At 34.2% G+C, this 17,948-nt stretch carries 11 protein-coding genes; 9 read left to right on the top strand and 2 right to left on the bottom strand.

Annotation, left to right across the window (positions count from 1 at the left end; translation table 11 throughout):
* The first annotated feature begins 63 nt into the window (after positions 1 to 63).
* The 3 genes from PMI10_RS11415 to pheT all read left to right on the top strand — a co-directional run bounded on the left by PMI10_RS11415 (position 64) and on the right by pheT (position 4,868).
* Positions 64 to 1,374: a TolC family protein gene (locus PMI10_RS11415; protein WP_007807895.1), complete on the top strand. Its 1,311-nt coding sequence runs from the start codon at positions 64 to 66 to the stop codon at positions 1,372 to 1,374.
* A 27-nt stretch (positions 1,375 to 1,401) separates the two neighbouring features.
* Positions 1,402 to 2,265 (top strand): bestrophin family protein, encoded by an 864-nt coding sequence (locus PMI10_RS11420; RefSeq protein WP_007807896.1) that lies wholly within the window; start codon positions 1,402 to 1,404, stop codon positions 2,263 to 2,265.
* A gap of 182 nt (positions 2,266 to 2,447) precedes the next feature.
* A complete protein-coding gene (pheT, locus tag PMI10_RS11425; RefSeq protein ID WP_007807897.1) occupies positions 2,448 to 4,868 on the top strand; it encodes a phenylalanine--tRNA ligase subunit beta in 2,421 nt (806 codons plus the stop codon).
* Positions 4,869 to 4,933: 65 nt separating this feature from the next.
* Here the strand turns inward: pheT and PMI10_RS11430 are convergent, their stop codons facing one another.
* Positions 4,934 to 5,812, bottom strand: coding sequence for a DUF808 domain-containing protein (locus PMI10_RS11430; protein WP_007807898.1), 879 nt, complete (start codon positions 5,810 to 5,812; stop codon positions 4,934 to 4,936).
* Positions 5,813 to 6,455: 643 nt separating this feature from the next.
* Between PMI10_RS11430 and PMI10_RS21680 the strand changes: the two genes are divergently transcribed.
* Positions 6,456 to 9,068: a T9SS type A sorting domain-containing protein gene (locus tag PMI10_RS21680; protein WP_007807900.1), complete on the top strand. Its 2,613-nt coding sequence runs from the start codon at positions 6,456 to 6,458 to the stop codon at positions 9,066 to 9,068.
* Between the two features lie 176 nt (positions 9,069 to 9,244).
* On the opposite strand, the gene clpB is transcribed toward PMI10_RS21680, so the two are convergent.
* Positions 9,245 to 11,845: an ATP-dependent chaperone ClpB gene (clpB, locus tag PMI10_RS11445; protein ID WP_007807901.1), complete on the bottom strand. Its 2,601-nt coding sequence runs from the start codon at positions 11,843 to 11,845 to the stop codon at positions 9,245 to 9,247.
* 207 nt (positions 11,846 to 12,052) lie between these two features.
* Here clpB and ytxJ point away from each other — a divergent pair, with 207 nt between their 5' ends.
* The 5 genes from ytxJ (at position 12,053) to PMI10_RS11470 (ending at position 17,933) form a co-directional block, all read left to right on the top strand.
* A complete protein-coding gene (ytxJ, locus tag PMI10_RS11450; protein ID WP_007807903.1) occupies positions 12,053 to 12,442 on the top strand; it encodes a bacillithiol system redox-active protein YtxJ in 390 nt (129 codons plus the stop codon).
* A gap of 136 nt (positions 12,443 to 12,578) precedes the next feature.
* Positions 12,579 to 14,270, top strand: a complete 1,692-nt coding sequence (locus PMI10_RS11455) for an OstA-like protein (RefSeq protein WP_007807905.1) — start codon at positions 12,579 to 12,581, stop codon at positions 14,268 to 14,270.
* Between the two features lie 48 nt (positions 14,271 to 14,318).
* Positions 14,319 to 15,509 (top strand): aspartate aminotransferase family protein, encoded by a 1,191-nt coding sequence (locus PMI10_RS11460; protein ID WP_007807907.1) that lies wholly within the window; start codon positions 14,319 to 14,321, stop codon positions 15,507 to 15,509.
* A gap of 277 nt (positions 15,510 to 15,786) precedes the next feature.
* Positions 15,787 to 17,184 (top strand): tetratricopeptide repeat protein, encoded by a 1,398-nt coding sequence (locus tag PMI10_RS11465; protein WP_007807908.1) that lies wholly within the window; start codon positions 15,787 to 15,789, stop codon positions 17,182 to 17,184.
* Positions 17,184 to 17,933 (top strand): shikimate dehydrogenase family protein, encoded by a 750-nt coding sequence (locus tag PMI10_RS11470; protein ID WP_007807910.1) that lies wholly within the window; start codon positions 17,184 to 17,186, stop codon positions 17,931 to 17,933. Before PMI10_RS11465 ends, PMI10_RS11470 begins: the two co-directional genes overlap by 1 nt.
* Positions 17,934 to 17,948 lie beyond the last annotated feature (15 nt).

Genomic DNA, 17,948 nt, shown 5'->3' on the forward strand with positions numbered 1-17,948 from the left:
AATAATATTAAAAGCTGCGGGTTTCGTTTTAAAATGGTAATTCGCAGTCAATAATTCATAGTTATGAAAACTAAAACAATATTAAAAAGCCTGATTTTATTTTTGTTTTGTATAGCAAAAAGTAATGCGCAAGAAATCCTCACTATTGAAGATGCCATGAAAATTGCATTAGAAAATAATTTTGAAATTAAAATTGCCAAAAACAATTCAAAAATAAACGAAACCAATGTAACTGTCGGAAATTCCGGTATGTTACCAGTCGCTTCGGCTTCGATAGTCGATAACAACAGTATTCAAAATTCATCTCAGACACGTCAGGACGGAACAACGACATCATTGAATAATGCAAAAAACAATAGTTTAAATTATGGTGTAAGTCTTGACTGGACGATTTTTGACGGAATGAAGATGTTTGCGAAATTAGACCAATTAAAAGAACTTCAAAAATTAGGTGACACTGAGTTAAAAAGAACCATTTTAGAAAAAATCGGACAAGTTAATTCCGCTTATTATGATTTGGTACAGCAACAACAGCAATTGGCTGCTTTAGATACAACAATTGTCATTTCAAATCAGAGATTAGATTTGGCAAAAAACCGTTTTACGATCGGAAAAGCTTCTAAATTAGAGGTTTTAAATGCTCAGGTCGATTTAAATTCAGATCAGGTAACTTTATTGCGCCAAAAAGAATCTTATGCCAATGCCAAAATTCTATTGAACCAATATCTTGCCCGTGATCCTAAAATTGACTTCAGAGTAACGGATGCAGTAACGGTTGATGATAAATTAATTCTTGCCGATTTATTGAATTTGGCACAAAAACAAAATCCTGACTTAGAAGAACAAATCATTAATAAACGAATTGCCGAGTTACAATTAAAGCAAGTAAAAGCCGGTCGTTATCCTACTGTACAATTAAATTCAGGTTACAATTTTGCTAAAAGTGAGTCAAGCCTGGGCTTTACCAGTCAGGCTTCTTCACATGGTTTAAGTTATGGTTTTAGCGCATCAATGAATATATTCGATGGATTCAATCAGCATCGAAATGAAAAAGTAGCCAAATTAGAGATTGAAAATTCTCAAATTGCAATCGATCAGCAAAATATGATTTTGAATACACAATTAAGTACTGCTTTTCAAACGTATTTAACCAATATTGAATTAATAGGCCTGGTAGATGATAATGTAGAAATAGCTAAACAGAATTTGTCTATCACATTGGATAAATTTAGAATTGGAACAATCACCACCTTAGAATTCAGAACGGCTCAACTGAATTATGTCAATGCAAAAGTTAGTTACAGCAATGCTCAATATCAGGCAAAATTATCTGAAATTGCATTGAAAGAATTAGCCGGAAATATTAGTTTTTAGTTTAATTTTGTTTGAAAATACATTTAAATGATTTCATATAATACTAAAGACTGGTTCTCTTTTATTTTTCATTTTCACAAATCTGATACAGTAAGAAAATTATTTCCTGTCATGATTGGAATTGGTATCTACTCTGCATTTGTTGGATACTTTGAAGTAGTTTACCTGGGAATTGACGAAAATCATTACATTAAAAATATTCCAGTCATGCACGGAATATTAGGTTTCGTAATTTCCTTATTATTAGTTTTCAGGACCAATACTGCTTATGATCGTTGGTGGGAAGCACGTAAACTCTGGGGAGGATTGGTAAATAATAGCCGGAATTTTGCCATAAAACTTTCAGGTATTCTAAAAGATGAAAATGACCGAAAGTTTTTTAGAAAATTTATCCCCGCATATGCCTCAACTCTATACAAACATTTAAACAATTCTGAAACTGCAAAACAGCTTTTTGATGATGTTGATTTAGAATTAGATCATCATAAACACAAGCCTAATCAGGTAAAAAGAATGATGTCCCATAAAATAAATGACTTATATGAAGCAAAAAAAATAACCGGCGACCAGCTTATTATTTTAAATGCTGAATTAGTTGCTTTTACAGATATTTGCGGTGCTTGTGAACGCATAAAAAACACACCCATTCCCTACTCTTACAGTGCTTTTCTTAAAAAATTCATCTTTTTCTACACGATGACTTTACCATTTGGTTATTCTTTAAGCATAGGATATTATGTTGCTCCTGTTGTGGTTTTTATTTTCTATGTTTTGGCAAGTCTGGAATTAATTGCGGAAGAAATTGAAGACCCGTTTGGTGATGATGAAAATGATCTGCCAATCAGAAAGATTTCAGAAAACATTAAAAAACATGTGGAAGAATTGATTTAAAAATTTCAACCTAATTTTTTTAAATGGATTATTAAGTCGATTGCGATAACTTTTTTACTCATTTTTGTTCTTTACAATTCCGTTAAACGGTACTTTTTAAAGACAAAAAATAAAAAAATAGTTTCCAACTCCCGCAATCAATCCTTATATTTACACCTTTATTCAAGAACAATAAAGTTAACATGAAAATATCTTACAACTGGTTAAAACAATTCATTAAAACAGACTGGACATCTGAACAAACTTCCGAATTACTAACGGATTTAGGCCTGGAAGTTGAAGTTGTCGAAAAATACCAATCGATAAAAGGTGGTTTAGAAGGAGTTGTTGTAGGACACGTACTGACTTGCGAGAAACACCCTGATGCAGACAGATTAAAAATTACAACCTTAAACATTGGTTTAGAAGCTCCTATTCAGGTAGTTTGTGGCGCTGCAAATGTTGCAGCAGGACAAAAAGTTCCTGTAGCCACTATTGGAACAATTTTATATGATAAAGAAGGAGGAGAATTTACTATTAAAAAAGGTAAAATTCGTGGACAGGAAAGTCACGGAATGATTTGCGCAGAAGATGAATTAGGTCTTGGCTCAGGACATGACGGAATCATGGTTTTGGAGGATACTTTAATCCCCGGAACACCTGCTTCAGAAGTTTTTAAGCTTGCAAATGATGAAGTTTTCGAAATTGGACTAACTCCAAATCGTGCAGACGCAATGAGCCATTTTGGAACTGCCCGTGATTTAAGAGCAGGAATGCTGCAACGTGGCGTAAATGTAGAATTGATTACTCCGTCAGTTAGTAATTTCAGAGTTGATATGCGTACTCTAAAAATTGATGTGAGTGTAGAAGAACCTGCATTGGCACCAAGATACTGTGGCGTAACGATTTCCGGAATTTCTGTTCAGGAATCACCAGCCTGGTTGCAAGACCGCTTAAAAGCAATCGGATTAACTCCAAAAAATAATATTGTCGATGTCACTAATTATGTTTTACATGAATTAGGACAGCCATTACACGCTTTTGATGCTGCAAAAATCCATGGAAAAATAATTGTAAAAACATTGCCGGAAGGTACAAAATTCACGACTTTAGACGATGTCGAAAGAACATTGCATGCAGAAGATTTAATGATTTGTGACGAAAAAGGACCGCTTTGTATTGCTGGTGTTTTTGGCGGAAAAAAATCAGGAGTCTCTGAAGGAACAACTTCAATATTCTTAGAAAGTGCTTATTTTGATGCCGTTAGCATTCGTAAAACAGCTAAAAGACATCAATTAAACACTGATGCATCTTTCAGGTTTGAAAGGGGAATTGACCCAACTATTACTGAATATGCCCTGAAACGTGCTGCACTTTTGATTCAGGAAGTAGCAGGCGGAAAAATTACATCTGACGTAGTTGAAGTATATCCTAAAAAAATAGAAGATTTTTCTGTTTTACTGAACTTCAGCCATGTATCAAAAATTATTGGACAGGAAATTCCAAAAGATACCATCAAAAAAATATTAGTTTCATTAGATATCAAAGTCAATAGTGTTTCTGATTCCGGTTTAGGATTAACTATTCCGGCTTATCGTGTAGATGTACAACGTGAAATAGATGTAATCGAAGAAATTTTGAGAGTTTATGGTTATAACAATATTGAATTTTCTAAAAAGTTCAATGCAACCGTTTCGAATTCTCCAAGAACAGAAGATTATAAAGTACAGAATATCATCGCTTCACAGTTAAACTCACAAGGTTTTCATGAGATGATGGCCAATTCTTTAACTACAGCTGCTTACGCAAAATTGTCAACTGTTCTTAAGGAAGAACATAATGTTACGATGCTTAATCCTTTAAGTGGTGATTTGGCAACCATGCGTCAGTCTTTATTGTTCTCTGCTTTAGAAGCGATTTCATATAATATCAATAGAAGAAATTCTGATTTAAAACTGTTTGAATTCGGAAAGACATATCATAAATACCTTAACGGTTACGAAGAACACAAACATTTAACTTTATCAATTTCAGGAGACAGAAATAGAGAAAGCTGGACAAGTCCACAAAAATCTACTGATTTCTTTTTATTGAAAGGATATGCTAAAGCAATTTTGGCCCGTTTAGGAATCGATAAAATTTCTAATGCTCCGGTACAATCAGATGTTTTTTCTGAAGGGACATCAATTTGCTACAACAACGATACATTAGTTGAAATGGGGGTTGTTAAAAAATCGATTTTGAAACATTTCGGAATAAAACAGGATGTTTATTATGCTGATTTTAACTGGGATTTGATTTTAAAAATCATTACCGGAAAAATTAAATATACCGAAATCCCAAAATATCCTGAAGTACGCAGAGATTTGGCTTTATTAATTGACCAAAACACAACATACGAAAGTATTTATAATCTGGCCAAACAAACAGAGAAAGCATTTTTGAAAGATGTAAATTTATTTGACGTTTACGAAGGTAAAAATCTTCCGGAAGGTAAAAAATCATATGCGTTGAGTTTTACAATTCAGGACAGTACCAAAACACTTACGGATTCTCAAATTGACAAGATCATGTCGAAATTGCAACAGACATTTGAAACTGAGCTTGGAGCAAGTTTAAGATAAGATGATAAAAAAACACCAGCAAATGCTGGTGTTTTTTTTTATATAATGTAAAAGATATTCTTTAGTTAGCCTTTTCTAAACAGTTTTTTAAACAAATTCACAATCCCTAAAACTATAAGCCCTAATACTAAACCTAGTACAAATTCTTTTATAATTGATGGGATATTTATTTTAGTCGCCAAATGATGGAAAAATGGAATATAATGTACGAAGATACCTCCTGCAACTAATAGTAATGCAATTGTACCAATTACAGTTAGACTTTTTATAACCAACGGAAGGGCTTTTACCAAAATATTACCAATAAATTTTGATATACTTTTTTCTCTTTTACTAAATTTAATAAGCTTATAACCTGCTTCATCCATACGTACAATTAATGCTACAATCCCGTAAACGCCAATTGTTGCGATTACTGCTATAATTGATACGACAATTATTTGCTGTGAAATAGACTTTCCGATTACCGTTCCTAAAGCGATGATTACGATTTCTACCGATAGAATAAAATCGGTTATGATTGCTGATTTTATTTTTCCTTTTTCCATTGCCAGAATTTCTTCTTCGGTAAAAGTTTCTTCTGTTATTCCTTCTGATTCTTCATGTGAATGAGGAAATATAAATTCATATATTTTTTCAGCTCCTTCATAAGCTAAGAAAAGACCTCCAAGCACTAAGACTACAATGATAGCAAACGGAAAAAAAGCACTCAATAAAAATGCGATTGGTAAAATAATGATTTTATTAAGCAGTGAACCTTTGCTGATAGCCCATAAAACAGGAAGCTCTCTTGAAGAAGCAAATCCTGAGGCTTTTTCGGCATTAACGGCTAAATCATCTCCTAAAATACCCGCAGTTTTTTTTGCTGCAACTTTACTCATTACTGCAACATCATCCATGATTGCTGCGATATCATCTAATAGTACGAAAAAACCTGATGCCATTATAAATTTTTTATTTTAAGAATTGCATAAACCGCTAGCTAATAGCGCCAGATTTATCTATGCATATCATTTTTTATAGGTGCGAATCTACTACTTTTTTGCCAAATGTTTTTCTAAAATTAACTGCATTGCCCTAAAAGTAACCAGATAATTACAAAAACTAAAATAGTTCCAAAACATCCTCCGCCAAGTTTTTTCGCACCGTAACCCGCTATTAATCCTCTAAATATGTTGTTCATAATAATATGTTTTTAGTTACTGTAAATTTGAGGATTTTACGAATCGTTTTATTTATATCACTTTTAAAAAAAGTTTCATTATTCACGGATTTAAAAAAAATATGATTTGCACTTCTGCTCTGAATTAAAAAAGGCTACATTTTTTTAGGTTACCGAGAAATCAGTTATATCAGGAAGATTCTTATTACTACAAAATTAATACTGGATAACTTTTACTAATTATTAGGTAATTACGTACCTATTAATAAATTAAAAATACTCCTAACTTGCTTTATCAATGAAAGTTAAAAATTAGTAAGTTATTTAAAAACATTTCTCATAATAAACAGAAAGAGATTTAAAATACTTATTCATACAGTACCAAAGATTTTATTTCAAAAAATTAACAACCAAAATTTTTCACAATGAAAGAAAAAAAACTACTCCACTTTCTGCCATTTCTATTTTTTAGCACCTTTATGCTATTCATAGGAGAATTAAATGCTCAAACCAATTTAGCTATGCTAAATTCAACAAAGATTACTACCTCCCATGTTTCTCCCTGGGAAAGTCTTAATGCTGTGAATGATGGTTTTGTACCGATTAGTTCGGAAGACAGAACCAACCCTGTTTATGGAAACTGGGACGGAGAGGGTGCTTACAATACTTATAATTGGATTGAATATGAATGGGATTTTGCTCATGCAATAAATTCTGTGGGAGTGTATTGGTTTACCGATTATGGCGGTATTGGACAACCTACAGATGCATACATTCAATATTGGGACGGAATTAATTGGGTCAATGGCGGTACTATTGGATTGGCTTTAAATCAATTCAATACTGTCGGAAATTTAAATTTTAAATCCAGGAAATTAAGAATTTACATGAAAAGCACAACAGCTACGGGTGTAACTGAATTTCAAGCTTTTGGAACTGAGACTACTGAATGTAATCCTACTTCATTAACCTCTAGTGTCATAGTAAACAATGGACAAGAAAAAAACCTAAATTATGCCGTCATTTCTTCAGGGGAAAGTGTGCAGTTCAAAGCTACTGTGCCAGGTAATGAAACCGGTGCCAAAATGAAATGGATTGGTCCCAATAATTTTGAATCTTTGGATCAAAATATCACTTTATCAAATTTACAGGAAGTAAACTCAGGAACCTATACCTTTTTATATGTTAATAGCTGTGGCACCGAGAGTTCCATTGATTTTTACTTAACATTCAAAGGTGAAAATAGCGATTTTACTTCCTGGCCTGCCTACGACACTACACTTCATTACGATTTTAAAAGCGATTATCCGGATTTTCCAAAACCATTAAAAAATTTAGAGGATGACTACCCTGGATATGACGGCTGTAATGGTGCTTCGTCACGAAATTATGGTTCATGGACCTTTGTTAAAGGACCTAATGCAAACTCACTGGTGACAGATGCTGCTGTAGACGCACTGCTAAAACGCCTAGATGGGGATTTCACTTTCCTGAGAGATAATATGGGCTGGCCTCCAGACAAATTATACAGAGAAGGATATCGCAGTTCGGTATATTTGTATGGTTCAGGGTTATGTACCGATACTGCATCAAATACAGATTTAGGAGGCTGGCAAAGTGGTGTTGGCACTCCAGATGGACAAAGCTGGCCGATGGTTCTTTTGTCCTATTATCCTGTTGCCAGTTTTGATCCTAATACCACTTTTCCGGATGCCAAATATCAAACCGGCGCTTGTACACATGAAGGTATTCATGCCATATATGCCTCTTTGCCCGGGTGCAGAAATTCTGCCTGGTTTCACGAAGGCTCTAACGTTTGGTTGCAAACAGTATTAGATATCAAAAAATCCGGGAGCGAAGACTATAGCAATGTTGATTTAGGATGGCTAAGTGCAGGTTCTGTTATTGCCCCTTTTATTCCAATAGAATGTTATAGCGGATGGCTTCAGGACGGAACTTTCGGAGGACCGTCTGCCGAAGGTGTCGATTCCGGAGTTCAGGATGCAAATGGAGTTACTTTAAGACTGACCCGGGATATTATTGGAGGTGTTCAATATAGTTCTGTATTTCCAACATTCTTAGGAGAAATTGTAGGTGAAAAAAGTTTACCATGGGTATGGAATTATTGTGAAGGCCGCGTACTGGAAGGCATAGCTAATGGCAATGGAACTGTTAATGGTATTGGAGATACTAAAATGCGTAAAATGGTTCAGGAATATAGAGCCAGATTGGCATTGGCTGATTTTGGAAAATTCGAACAGCCAATTTTAAATTTGTATCGCAATAATATGGGGCGTGAACTAGGTCCTGAACAACCAGCTCTTATAAATGTAGAGAAATGGACAGCCACGCCTTATGCCACAACTACAACAGATGAGAACGACTATCTAATTCCGGAAGAAAAAACTCTGCCTGGCTGGTCCGGAGCTAACTTTATTCCAATTCATGTTGAAGGAAATCAAGCTACTGTATTTTTTCAGCCTTTGGGAAAAAACATGTCTTTACAATTATGCTATCGTACCAAAGAAGGAAAAACCATTTATTCTCAGCCAGTGTATGCAGGAGACTGCACAATCTCTTTCGGGCAAGGTCAGCCGGCAAATGGTGTTATATTTGCAGTAATCTGTAATTCAGATTATATTTTTCAGGGAGAATCTACTCGTACTGCTAAGTTTAATTATAAAATTAAACTTGGAGAAGGAGCTATAAGTACGGCCAGCGTAAATAAAAATTGGTGGGATTGGAAAGCTACTATTTCCGAAAATCTTTCAGTTGCTGACAATTCAGGTTCAGCTTCAAACTTTATTATTTATCCAAACCCAACAAATATTTCTTCTTTAATTAATATTAAAGTGCCAAATATAGACTCTGGTACATTCGGTTTAAAAATAACCAATATTCAGGGGCAAATAATATTCGAAAAAGAAAATTATAATCCCGAAGAACAATATTACACAGGAGGCTTATCACAAGGTATTTATTTTGTAACTATAGAATCCCAAAATTTCAAACAAACAAAAAAGATTATTGTAAAATAAAAAAGTATAATCGAAATAATGCGTGTGTAAGTTTAAAATAAGGGGATTGGCTTTTTAATTAAAGTTGCCCCCTTCTTCTTCCTGGTTGTTACACTCCACTATCATAGATATCAAAAAAGAACATCAGCCTTTCGACTGATGTTCTTTCATTTTAATAATTAACTAAACAAAAATCATTAAACTTTATGAGTTTGATTTCTAAAAACCAATTTTCCATCGAATGCATCTATCAGAATGATACTATCGGTTGTAATATTGTTAGCCAGAATTTCTTTTGACAACTGATTCAATACCTCTCTTTGAATAACACGTTTTACAGGTCTTGCACCAAATTGAGTATCATAACCTTTGTCTGACAGATATTGAATTGCCTCTGGAGTTGCATCCATTGTGATACCTTGCAAAGCCAGCATTTTGGTCACACTCTTAAGTTGTAAGCCTACAATTCTCGAAATATTTTCGACTGTTAGAGGCGTAAACAATACGATTTCGTCAATACGATTTATAAATTCCGGACGAACCGTTTGTTTCAATAAACCTAAAACTTCCACTTTTGCAGCTTCGGTAGCAGCTTCAATTCCTCCTTTTAAATTATCGAATTTCTCCTGAATAATATGACTTCCCATATTAGATGTCATGATGATAATCGTGTTTTTAAAATCAGCCAAACGGCCTTTATTATCAGTCAATCGGCCTTCATCTAAAACCTGCAATAAAATATTGAAAGTATCCGGATGTGCTTTTTCTATTTCGTCTAACAAAATCACAGAATATGGTTTTCTACGAACAGCTTCCGTCAATTGTCCACCTTCATCATAACCTACATATCCCGGAGGCGCACCAACTAAACGGCTTACACTATGACGTTCCTGATATTCACTCATATCGATACGGGTCATGGAATTTTCGTCATCAAAAAGATATTCTGCCAAAGCTTTTGCCAGCTCTGTTTTACCAACTCCGGTTGTTCCTAAAAACAGGAACGTTCCAACAGGTTTTTTTATATCCTGCAAACCGGCACGGCTTCTGCGGACAGCATCACTTACAGCTTCGATCGCTTCTTCCTGCCCCACTACACGTTTGTGTAATTCGTCTTCCAGATGCAAGAGTTTTTCTCTTTCGGTCTGAAGCATTTTCATTACCGGAATTCCGGTCCATTTTGCAACTACTTCTGCAATATCTTCGCGGGTTACTTCTTCTTTGATCAAAGAATGTCCTGATTGGTACTCTTGCAATTGTTTCAATAAAACATCTAAACGTTCCTGCGCTTCTTTGATTTTTCCGTAACGAATTTCAGCTACTTTTCCGTAATCACCTTCTCGCTCTGCACGCTCAGCTTCGTGTTTAAAATCTTCAATTTCTAATTTTACTGCCTGAACTCCATCTACAACATCTTTTTCTGATTTCCATTTAGTGTAGATTTCGTTGCGTTCTTCTTTCAGATTTGCCAAATCCATGTGCAGGATTTTAAGTTTGCTCTCTTCTTTTTCACGTTTAATGGCCTCAATTTCAATTTCCAGCTGCATGATTTTGCGATCCAAAACATCTAATTCTTCTGGTTTCGAATTGATTTCCATACGCAATTTAGAAGCCGCTTCGTCCATCAAATCTATAGCTTTGTCTGGTAAAAAACGATTCGTAATATAACGTTGCGAAAGTTCAACTGCCGCAATAATGGCCTCATCTTTAATTTGAACTTTATGATGGGTTTCATATTTTTCTTTGATACCACGCAAAATTGAAATCGCACTTTCAGTATCCGGTTCGTCAATTAAAACCTTTTGAAAACGACGTTCCAACGCTTTATCTTTTTCAAAATATTTTTGATATTCATCTAAAGTTGTCGCTCCAATGGCTCTTAATTCTCCACGGGCCAAAGCCGGTTTCAGGATATTAGCAGCATCCATAGCGCCTTCGCCTCCACCCGCTCCTACAAGTGTGTGAATCTCATCAATAAATAAAACGATATCACCTTCGGCAGCAGTAACTTCTTTCACTACCGATTTTAATCTTTCTTCGAATTCTCCTTTATATTTGGCTCCGGCAATCAATGCTCCCATATCCAGAGAAAAAACAATTTTGTCTTTTAGGTTTTCAGGCACATCACCATCAACAATTCTGTGTGCCAAACCTTCGGCAATAGCTGTTTTACCAACTCCGGGTTCACCAACCAGCATCGGGTTATTTTTTGTTCTACGGGTCAAAATCTGTAACACACGTCGAATTTCTTCATCACGCCCGATAACGGGATCCAGTTTTCCTGTACGTGCTAATTCATTTAAGTTTTTAGCATATTTATTTAATGAATTATAATTTTCTTCAGCTGAAGCCGAAGTTACTCTTTCCCCTTTTCTTAGTTCTTCAATAGTCGCTTTTAAAGCCTTCCCGGTTACCCCCTGATCTTTTAAAATTTGGGCTACCTTACTTTTTGAATCAAAAATGGCTAAAATTAAATGTTCGATCGAAACATATTCATCGTTCATTTTTTGCGCAATGATTTCAGCTTCATTCAAAGCTTTATTTGCATCTCTGGAAAGCATGATATCGCCTCCGGAAACTTTTGGAAAACTCTGAATTGTACTGTCTAAAATTTGTAAAAACAAAGGCACATTTACGTTGAGTTTTTTCAAAATAAAAGGCGCTACATTTTCGTCAACCTCAAAAATAGCTTTAAAAATGTGTTCGTTTTCTATTTGTTGTTGTTCATATCGCTGAGCCAGCTGCTGTGATAGCTGAATGGCTTCCTGAGATTTAGTCGTAAATTTATTTATGTTCATCTTTGTATGATTTAGGTTTGATTTTAATTATTAAATATTTCGATATCATCAAAATTTGAATTTATAGCGTTAAAATTTAACTTTAAATGATATAACTTTGCAGCAATGTTCAAATTATATTCCATAGTAAAAATAAAGACAAAATGACATCAAAACTATGATATATATCACTTTTAAATGTCAAAAAGTCATAAAACAAGACAAAATATGAGTTTTTTAAATTCAATCTTCGGAAATTCGGATAGCTCGGATTCTCAAAAAAGTAATATAAACTGGATTCCTCTTACAAATTTAGCACAGTTAAATGATATAGAGAGTATGTCTAATGTTAAGCCTATTGTAATTTTTAAACATAGTACAAGATGCAGCATTAGCCGAATGGCGTTGAAACAATTTGAAAGAGAATATGATTTAGAAGAAACAGTCGATGCTTTTTTTCTGGATTTAATTGTGCATCGTGATGTATCCAACGAAATTGCAGACAGATTTAACGTCTATCATGAATCCCCTCAATTGATATTAATCAAAGACGGAAAAGCGATTTATGATGTTTCACACAGCGATATTGACGCTGAAGCATTAAAAAATAAAATTTAATACTTTTCAGAAGAAAAAAAACTGCACTTATCAATTTTTAATTTTTAAACCGATACTAATTTTTAGCAGTATAAATAAATCTTAATATCGGTGAAGGTTCTAACCTTTTTCATAAATTTGACAAAAATTAAATCAATTGAAGAAATCACTCTTTTTCATATCTTATTGTTTGCTTTTATTAAGCGTACAAGGCATATTTGCACAGACGCCTAAAAAAATAATCGTTGAAAACGCAGACTTTTCAGATGTCAACGAAGTAGAAATTCCCGGTGCGCTTTTGCTGACCGGGAATGTAAAAATAAATCATGATGGTGTAGTTATGACTTGTAACAGAGCCTATTTCTTTCAGAAAGAAAATTACATCAAAGCTTTCGGAAATGTACAGCTTGTACAAGGAGACACTTTATTCTTAAACAGTAAATATGCCGAATATAGCGGAAATGTAAAAAAAGCATTTGCCACAGGAAATGCCGTTATGACCTCTCCGGATGCAACTTTACAAACCGATACTATTAATTTTGACAGAAATGTCCAGGAAGTTTTTTACAATACTAAAGGTACAATTGTCAACAAAGACAATGTTTTAGTCAGTAAATCAGGCAGGTATTATGTAGCACAAAAGAAATTTCAATTTTTGACGGAAGTAACAATTACCAACCCTAAATATGTCATAAAATCGAATCATCTAGATTATTACAGCAACTCAGGCCACAGTTATTTATTTGGCCCATCCACCATTACAAGTAAGACCAATTATATCTATACCGAAAAAGGCTTTTATGACACCAAGAAAAACGTCGCGCATTTCCTCAGAAAATCCTATATAAAATATGATGACCGGCTAATTGAAGGCGATAGCTTATTTTATAATCGTAATACAGAATTTGCCTCAGCAACCCGAAATGTAAAAATTACCGATTCAATTAATCGCGGAATCGTGAAAGGTCATTATGCTGAAATATACAAACTAAAAGATTCTATGTTTGTAACCAAGAGAGCAGTTGCGGTAAACTTTGTTGAAAATGACTCTGTTTATATCCACGGAAAAAAATTGATGGTAACAGGAAAGGAAGGTGACAGGATCATCAGGGCTTTTAACAATGTTCGCTTTTACAAAACCGACATGAGCGGCAAATGTGATTCACTTCATTCCAGCACCAAAATATCGTTAACAAAATTAATTGGACACCCAATTATATGGAATGGAGAAAGCCAGATTACAGGCGATATAATGCACTTAATTGGCGATAACACAACCCGAAAATTAGATTCCCTTAAAGTACTCAATAATACTTTTCTCGTCTCCAAGGATACTCTGGGTACAGGGTATAATCAGGTCAAGGGGCTCAATTTATATGGAAAATTCAGAGAAGGAAAACTGCATGATGTAGATGTGGTTAAAAACACCGAAGTTATTTATTATATGCGGAATGACGCCAATGAACTTATCGGAATCAATAAAAATGTAAGCAGTAAAATCAATCTTATTTTAGAAAATAATGCTGTCGAAACCATTACTTTTTTCAACAATGTTGATGGCGATATTTATCCTGAAGCCGATTTACCCGAAAATGCACGTAAATTAAAAGGGTTTGTCTGGCGTGGAGATGAGCGAATAAAATCTAAAGATGATATATTTTCAGCGGAAGAAAACGAACTCAACGATAAACTAATCAAAGAGGGAAAAGACGAAAACGCTAAAGAAAATGTTCCGATGAAAGTCAGGAAGGAAACTTTAAATTACGATAAAAAGAACCCGAAAGCTAAAGCGAAGGGAACACCAAAAGCCGCAGAAAAAGATGCTGAAAGAGAGAAAACAAAGAAATAAGTTCTCTGTCACAGTTTTCAGCCAGCTTTAAACTCAGAACCTCAAAAAATGAATCCAGATTTTATAAAATACCAGGCGCAAACTTCCCCATATCCACTCGGAATGGAAGTTTCACATGCTATTGGATCTTATATTTACGATACAAATAATAAAAAATATTTAGATTTCGTGGCCGGAGTTTCAGCCTGCACACTTGGACATCAACACCCAAGAGTCAATCAGGCTATTAAAGATCAATTAGATAAATATTCGCACGTAATGGTTTACGGTGAATATTCTCAAAGTCCGGCCGTTGAATATTGCAAATTACTGGCTTCGCTCCTGCCTGAATCTTTAAACAAAACATATTTAGTAAATTCCGGTACAGAAGCAATTGAAGGTGCTCTTAAATTAGCAAAACGAACAACCGGACGAAGTCAGCTTATTTCGTGTCACAATGCCTATCATGGTAATACAATGGGTTCGATGAGTGTTATGGGATTTGAGGAACGCAAACAAGCCTTTCGCCCACTGCTTCCGGATATTGATTTTATCACTTTTAACAATGAAGCAGATTTACAAAAAATAACCTCCAGAACTGCTGCAATTCTTTTGGAAACCATTCAGGGCGGCGCCGGTTTTATTCAGCCTCAGGATAATTTTTTGCAAAAAGTCCGCAAACGTTGTGATGAAGTTGGAGCAATGATGATTGTTGATGAAATCCAGCCGGGTTTCGGAAGAACCGGGAAGCTTTTCGGCTTTCAAAACTACAATGTCATTCCTGATATTGTTGTAATGGGAAAAGGTATGGGAGGCGGAATGCCGGTTGGTGCTTTTACTGCTTCAGCTGAAAAAATGGATCTTTTAACCGAAAACCCGAAATTAGGACATATTACTACTTTTGGTGGCCATCCTGTCATTGCGTCAGCCTGTTTGGCGACTTTGAAGGAATTAACTGAGACTAATTTGATGCTGGAAACTTTAGAGAAAGAAACACTCTTCAGATCACTTTTGGTACACCCTTTGATAAAAGAAATTAGAGGAAAAGGATTAATGCTTGCCGCAATGACTGAAACTGCCGAGATAACAAATCAGGTAATTTTAAACTGTCAGGACAAAGGGCTCATTTTATTCTGGCTGCTGTTTGAAGGATGCGCCATACGAATAACACCACCGTTAACCATTTCTGAAGAAGAAATAAAAGAAGGCTGTGCCATAATTTTAAACGTTATGGATGAAATCCTCAAACAAAAAGCATAATAAGAATTAGGAGCTAATTCCAGCTATCCACTATATCTTTTGTTTTTAAAGAAAAAACAAAAGGATATCGTTCCTATCTGGGCTAGGCCGCTGAGTTAAAAATAAAATTAGAATAATAATTCAATAATCTTTTACATATCAGAAGATTATGACTAAAAACAGGATATAATTTCTGTCCATATTGTTAATTAAATTGTTCAAAACAATTAATTTCCTTTCCTCACAAAATAATATGGTTGCCTAAATTTATAACAGGCTAATTTCAAAAAAACAAAGTATGCAATTAAGCAACGAAGAAGAAGATTATAACCTATCCCTATCCAAATTTGAGTCGATGTTAAAAACTAACAAAGTACTCTTTTTTGATTCTGAAGAATTCGAAGAAATTATTCTTCATTATTTAGATATAGGCAAGGCTAATTTAGCAAAAAAGGCCTTAAAACTTGCATTAGACCAACACCCAAAATCTACGGGCTTAAAATTAGTACAAGTAGAAATGTTGGTTTACGACGATAAATTAGAAATCGCCGAGAAACTTTTAAATGAGTTATATGCAATTGAACCTAACAACGAGGAAATCTACATCCAGAAAGCTAATATCTGTTCTAAAAGAGACCAACACGAAAAAGCGGTAGAATTGCTTAAAATTGCTTTGCAATATACTGACGATTACGCTGACGTGTACAACTTAATCGGAATGGAATATCTTTTCATGGATAACCTTGAGATGGCAAAAGACAGTTTCATAAAATGTCTTGAAGAAGATTTAGAAGATCAGTCTGCTTTGTATAATGTGGTTTATTGTTTTGAATTTTTAGATCAGAATCAGGAAGCCATTTTATATCTTAATGACTATATCAATAAAAACCCTTACAGTGAAATTGCCTGGCATCAGCTTGGCCGCTTACATTACGGCGTAAAAGAATATGAAAATGCAATTCGTGCATTTGACTATGCTACACTGATTGATGATGAGTTTTTAGGGGCCTTTATGGAAAAAGCAAAAGCTTATGAGCGCCTAAAAAAATATACAGAAGCTATTGAAAGCTATAATCGTACAATCGAGTTAGACGATGCAACTTCCTATGCTCTTTTACGAATTGGTAAATGTTATGAAAAATTAGGCAATACCATTTTAGCCTTAAAATATTTCAATCAGACAGTTCATGAAGATCCTCTTTTAGACAAAGGATGGATTGCCATAACCGATTTCTACGTTCGTCAGAAAAACTTCCAGAAAGCATTATTTTTTGTCAATAAAGCATTGGCAATTGACAATCAAAATCGTTTGTACTGGAAACGCTATGCAACCATTAATAAACAAATGAACTTTTTTGAAGAAGCTGAATTTGGTTATAGAAAAGCAGTAGAATTTGGTGATTATGCATTAGATACCTGGTTATTCTGGGTTGATATCTTGCAATTTTTAGGAGAATTTGACAGTGCAGTTCAAACTTTACTTCAAGCTTCTGAATATTTTCCGGAAGAAAATGAAATCGAGTATCGTCTTGCCGGATTATATTTTATGATTCAGGACAACACAAAAGCTAAATTCCATTTAAGCAACGGATTACGTTTAAACTTTGACAATTATATCTTAATCGAAGATTTATTCCCTGTTGTCTGGGCAAAAAAAATGGTGAAAAATTATATTGAAAAACATAGAAAACAATAATGATTGATATTTTAAGGAGGCGTTTTGGCTTATTAGGCCGTAATATTAGTTACTCATTTTCAAAAGGATATTTTACTGAAAAATTTAGCGATGAAGTTTTCGCAGGCAACAGTTATGAAAATTTCGATATTTCGGAAATTAATTATTTTACTGAATTAGTAAAAAATAATCCCGATCTAAAAGGTCTTAATGTTACGATTCCATACAAAGAACAGGTAATTCCATTTTTAGATAAACTTTCAAAAAAAGCAGCTTTAATTGGTGCAGTAAACACTATTAAGTTTACCAAAAAAGGAAAATTAAAAGGATATAATACAGACTATTACGGTTTCAAAAAATCATTAAAACCATTACTTGAACCACATCATAAAAAAGCACTTATTTTAGGTACCGGAGGCGCTTCAAAAGGTGTTGCTTTTGCTTTAGATGAACTTGATATTCCTTATACTTTTGTTTCCAGAGAAGCCAAAGAAAACATTATTGATTATAGTTTAATTAATGCAACCACTTTTGATAATTTTCAAATTATCATTAATTGTACTCCTATAGGTACAAGCCCTAACATAGAGGCTTCACCAAATATTCCATACGAGTTTTTTACAAACAAACATATTGCATACGATTTGATTTATAATCCTGCAGAAACCACATTTTTGAAAAGAGCCAAAGAAAATGGAGCCATAATAAAAAACGGATATGACATGTTAATTTTCCAGGCAGAGAAAGCATGGAAAATCTGGAATAAATAATATATAGCATCTTAA

It is taken from the genome of Flavobacterium sp. CF136 (genome assembly GCF_000282055.1).
Taxonomy (GTDB): Bacteria; Bacteroidota; Bacteroidia; order Flavobacteriales; family Flavobacteriaceae; genus Flavobacterium.